Genomic DNA, 5,114 nt, shown 5'->3' with positions numbered 1-5,114 from the left:
GGGTGCGCGCGGACTACGAGCGGGTGCTGCGCCAGCGCAGCGCGCTGCTGAAGTCGGCGGGCGCGGCGCGCCGGGGCGGGGGGGGGGGGGGGGGGGGGGGGGGGGGGGGGGGGGGGGGGGCCCCCCCGGGGCCCCCCCCGGCGCGCTGTCGGTCAGCAGTTCGTCGGAGATCGTGTACCAGACGGCGCGGGTGACCAGCTTGTGCGCGGGCAGGTCCAGCGGCACCTGGTCGAGCACCTCGCCGGAGGGCAGGGTTCGCAGGTAGCCGACGACCTGCGAGGTGACCTCCACGTCCCCGAGGCACACCGTGATCCCCGGCGCCGGACTCCGCTCCTGCACCGTGGCGAGCACCGAGATGTCCACGACGTCGCGCGGCGAGGTGTGCCACTCCGGGTTCTCCAGGTGTACCAGCGCGAGGCCGCCGTCCAGGTCCAGCTCGTCCACCACGAACGACTGCCCCTGGTGCAGGTAGACCGCGCCGGGATGCACCGTGGCGCACGCCGAATCCGGGTCGACGGTGCCGAGCATCCGCCCGGAGTCGCCCTCGACGACGGCGATCTGCTGCCCACCGGACCCGCGCAGTTCCACCTCCCGGTGCGGGCGTTCCCGCTCGGTCCAGTACCAGCCGCGCGGCCGCTTGCGCAGTACTCCGGCCTCGGTGAGCGCGTCGGTCGCGGTGCGGGCGGGCTCGCCGCCGAAGACCTCGAACGCCGCTTCGTCCAGCGGCAGCTCGGCCGCGGCGCAGGCCAGGTGCGGTTCGAGCACGTAGGGGTTCGCCGGGTCCAGCACCGTCGACTCGACCGGCCGGTCCAGCACGGCGGGCGGGTGGTTCACCAGGTAGGTGTCCAGCGGGTCGTCCCGGGCGACGAAGACGACCAGCGCGTCGTCCCCGTCGCGCCCGGCGCGCCCGGCCTGCTGCCAGAACGAGGCGAGCGTGCCCGGGAACCCGGCGACGACGACCGCGTCCAGGCCCGCGATGTCGACGCCGAGCTCCAGCGCGTTGGTGGCCGCGACGGCGAGCAGTTCCCCGCTCAGCAGCGCCCGTTCGAGCTTCCGCCGGTCCTCCGGCAGGTAGCCGCCCCGGTAGGCGGCGACCTTGTCCACCAGCGAATCGTCCACTTCGGACAGGGCGCGGCGGGCGGCCAGCGCGGCGAGCTCGGTGCCGCGCCGGGATCGGATGAACGCGAGCGTGCGGGCGCCTTCCACGACGAGTTCGGTGAGGATCCGTGCGGCCTCGCTCCCGGCGGAACGCCGGACCGGCGCCTCGTTCTCGCCGGACACGTCGTCCAGCAGCGGTGGTTCCCACAATGCGACGGTGCGGGCGCCGCGCGGCGAGCCGTCCGCGGTGACGGCCCGGCACTCGGCGCCGATCAGCCGTTCGCCCAGGGAGGCCGGGTCGGCCACCGTCGCGGAGGCGAGCACGAACACCGGTTCCGCGCCGTAGTACCGCGCGATCCGCCGCAGCCGCCGCAGCAGCAGCGCCACGTGCGAGCCGAAGACGCCCCGGTAGGTGTGGCACTCGTCGACGACCACGTAGGAGAGGTTGCGGAAGAACCGCGCCCAGCGGGAGTGCTGGGCGAGCACGCCGTGGTGCAGCATGTCCGGGTTGGTGAACACCCACCGGCCGTGCGCCCGCACCCAGTCCCGCTCGACGAACGGGGTGTCCCCGTCGTAGGCGGCGGCGCGGATCCCGTCCAGGCCCAGCTCGGTGGTGGACCGGAGCTGATCGGCGCCCAGCGCCTTGGTCGGCGACAGGTACAGCGCGGTGGCCCGGGCGTCGGTGAGCAACCGGGTGAGCACCGGCAGCTGGTAGGTCATCGACTTGCCGGACGCGGTGCCGGTCGCCACCACGACGTGCTCACCGGCCCACGCGGCTTCGGCGCCTTCGGCCTGGTGGCTCCAGGGGCGTTCGGCGCCGCGGGCGCGCAGCGCCTCGACCAGCGGTTCGGGCGCCCAGCCCGGCCAGTCCGCGTGCTGCGCGGGCCGTTCGGCGAGCTGCTCGACGTGCCGCAGCGGTGATTCGTCCGCGGGCGTGCCGGCCAGCACCCGGTCCAGCAGCCGCTTGCCGCTGCCGGTCCTGCCCGCTCTCCGGTGTGCCGAGTTCACGTGGTCGAGCGTCGCACAGCGCTGTTCCCGCACCGCACGCACGCGGAACCTGCGGCCCGGTGATCTCGTTCGGGTGGACTCGCCCGCCACCGCGCCGTCGTGGCCCGGGGCGCGGGCCGCGGGGGTGTGAGGTGGCCTGCGGGCGCGGCCGAGGCGTCCGCGCGGTGGTGTCCGCGCGGGTCTCCGGGGCCGCGACACGCCGGTTCGATCCGGCTGCGACACGCGATACACGAAGTCACCCGTTCGGTCCATGTAGAAGTGTGTCCGATCGGGTGATCAAGTCCTAACTGGATCGATCACTCGATAACGAAGCAGCACGTCGTTGCGAGGCGCACATCACACCGTGAAGTAAGACACGTCAGGCCTGAATAGACTTCGCGGCCACGACATCGATCGCGGACGGGCCCCGGCGGGCCGCTCGCGGCCGAGGCCGTACCGAGCGTCGGAGTGGACGCACCACCGCCTCTCCGGCGTGCCACCGAGCCACACCCGAGGAGGACGGATGTCCCTGCTGTCCCCGGTCCAGCCCGGCTGGGTCGCCCAGGGCACTGCACCACCGAGCTCGACGCACCGGATGGACCTCGCGCAGAACGCCCCCGGTGCGTTCGAACTCAGCGGCTCCGACTACGCCGTCGTCGGCGTGGTCCTGATCATCGCCTTGGCGGCGCTGGCCTTCGGCTACGTGCTGATCAAGGAGGTGCTGGCGGCCGGCCAGGGTTCGGCCAAGATGCAGCAGATCTCGCAGGCGGTGCAGGAAGGCGCCTCCGCGTACCTCAACCGGCAGTTCCGGACATTGGCCGGGTTCGCCGTCGTGGTCTTCGTCGTGCTGTTCGTGCTCCCCGCGAACAGCACCGGCGAACGCATCGGCCGGTCGATCTTCTTCCTGTTCGGCGCGGCGTTCTCCGCCGCCATCGGCTACCTCGGCATGTGGCTGTCCACCCGCGCGAACGTGCGGGTCGCGGCCGCGTCGAACGATCCCGGCGCGGGCCGGGAGAAGGCGATGCGCGTCGCGTTCCGCACCGGTGGCGTGGTCGGCATGACCACCGTCGGCCTCGGGTTGTTCGGCGCGGCGCTGGTCGTGCTCGTCTACGCGGGCGAGGCGCCGCGGGTGCTGGAGGGCTTCGGCTTCGGCGCCGCGCTGCTGGCGATGTTCATGCGGGTCGGCGGCGGCATCTTCACCAAGGCCGCCGACGTGGGCGCGGACCTGGTCGGCAAGGTCGAGCAGGACATCCCGGAGGACGACCCGCGCAACGCCGCGACGATCGCCGACAACGTCGGGGACAACGTCGGCGACTGCGCGGGCATGGCCGCGGACCTGTTCGAGTCCTACGCGGTGACGCTGGTGGCGTCGCTGATCCTCGGGACCGCCGCGTTCGGCCTCAAGGGGCTGCTGTTCCCGCTGATCGTGCCCGCGATCGGCGTGGTCACCGCGGTGATCGGCGTGTACCTGACGAAGGCCAAGGCGGGGGAGAGCGCGTTGACCGCGATCAACCGCTCCTTCTTCATCTCCGCGGGGATCTCGGCGGTGCTGTGCGCGGTGGCCGCGCTGGTGTACCTGCCGAACTCGTTCGCCGAGCTGGCCGGTGCCTCGCCGGAGGTCGCCGGCGCCAGCGGCAGCCCGGCGCTGATCGCGTTGGCCGCCGTGCTCATCGGCATCCTGCTGGCCGCGGTGATCCTGAAGCTGACCGGCTACTTCACCGCCACCGAGCATCGCCCGGTGCAGGACGTCGGCGAGTCCTCGAAGACCGGTGCCGCCACGGTGATCCTCACCGGCCTGTCGGTCGGCTTCGAGTCGGCCGTGTACACGGCGCTGGTGATCGGCGCGGCGGTGTTCGGCGCCTTCCTGCTGTCCACGACGCTGACGGTGGCGCTGTTCGCGATCGCGCTGGCCGGTTGCGGCCTGCTGACCACGGTCGGCGTGATCGTCGCGATGGACACCTTCGGCCCGGTGGCGGACAACGCGCAGGGCATCGCGGAGATGTCCGGTGAGTTCGAGGGCGACGGGGCGAAGATCTTGACCGAGCTGGACGCGGTCGGCAACACCACGAAGGCGATCACCAAGGGCATCGCCATCGCGACCGCCGTGCTGGCGGCGACCGCGCTGTTCGGCGCCTACCAGGACGCGATCGTGCAGGCCGCGCGCGCGGTCTCCACCACGATCACCGCGGAGGCGTACCAGGTGTTCGCGCCGAACGTGCTGGTCGGCATCGTGATCGGGGCCGCGGTGGTGTTCTTGTTCTCCGGGCTGGCGATCAACGCGGTGTCCCGGGCGGCCGGTGCCGTGGTCTACGAGGTGCGGCGCCAGTTCAAGCAGAACCCGGGGATCATGGACGGCTCCACTCGTCCGGAGTACCACCGGGTGGTCGACATCTGCACCCGCGACTCGCTGCGGGAGCTGGCCACGCCGGGATTGCTGGCGGTGCTGGCGCCGATCGCGGTGGGCTTCGGCCTGGGCGTGGGGCCGCTGGCCGGGTACCTGGCCGGTGCGATCGCCACGGGCACGCTGATGGCGATCTTCCTGGCGAACTCCGGTGGCGCGTGGGACAACTCGAAGAAGCTGGTCGAGGACGGCCACCACGGCGGCAAGGGGTCCGAGGCGCACGCGGCGACGGTCATCGGCGACACGGTCGGCGACCCGTTCAAGGACACCGCGGGCCCGGCGATCAACCCGCTGCTCAAGGTGATGAACCTGGTGTCGGTGCTGATCGCCCCTGCGGTGGTCACGCTGTCGGTGGGTGATTCGGCGTCGCCCGCGGTGCGCATCGCGATCGCGGTGGTGGCGGCGCTGGTCGTGGTGGGCGCCATCGTGGTGTCCAAGCGGCGCAGCACGGCCATCTCGGACGCGCCCGCCGACGACGACAAGATCGTCAACGGCGCGACCTGATCGGTGGCCGCCGCGCGCCCCCCGCGCGGGGGGGGGGGGGGGGGGGGGGGGCCGGGGGGCGCGGGGGGGGCCCCCCCGGGGGGGGGGGGGCGGCCCCCCCCGCGGGGGGGCCCCCGGGGGGGGG

2 protein-coding genes are annotated in these 5,114 nt (G+C 73.2%); one reads left to right on the top strand and one right to left on the bottom strand.

Annotated features, from left to right (window positions below; all coding sequences use genetic code 11):
* Positions 1–2,106 (bottom strand): DEAD/DEAH box helicase (locus tag LCD31_RS18355; RefSeq protein ID WP_224959747.1); only part of this gene is annotated, 2,106 nt, incomplete at its 3' end.
* A gap of 574 nt (positions 2,107–2,680) precedes the next feature.
* Here LCD31_RS18355 and LCD31_RS18350 point away from each other — a divergent pair.
* A complete protein-coding gene (locus tag LCD31_RS18350) occupies positions 2,681–4,990 on the top strand; it encodes a sodium-translocating pyrophosphatase (protein ID WP_224959749.1) in 2,310 nt (769 codons plus the stop codon).
* Positions 4,991–5,114 lie beyond the last annotated feature (124 nt).

Source organism: Saccharopolyspora sp. 6M (assembly GCF_020176775.1).
Taxonomy (GTDB): Bacteria; Actinomycetota; Actinomycetes; order Mycobacteriales; family Pseudonocardiaceae; genus Saccharopolyspora_C; species Saccharopolyspora_C gregorii.
The sequence above is the reverse complement of the archived record's forward strand: the minus strand, read 5'-3'. Positions and strand labels throughout refer to the sequence as shown.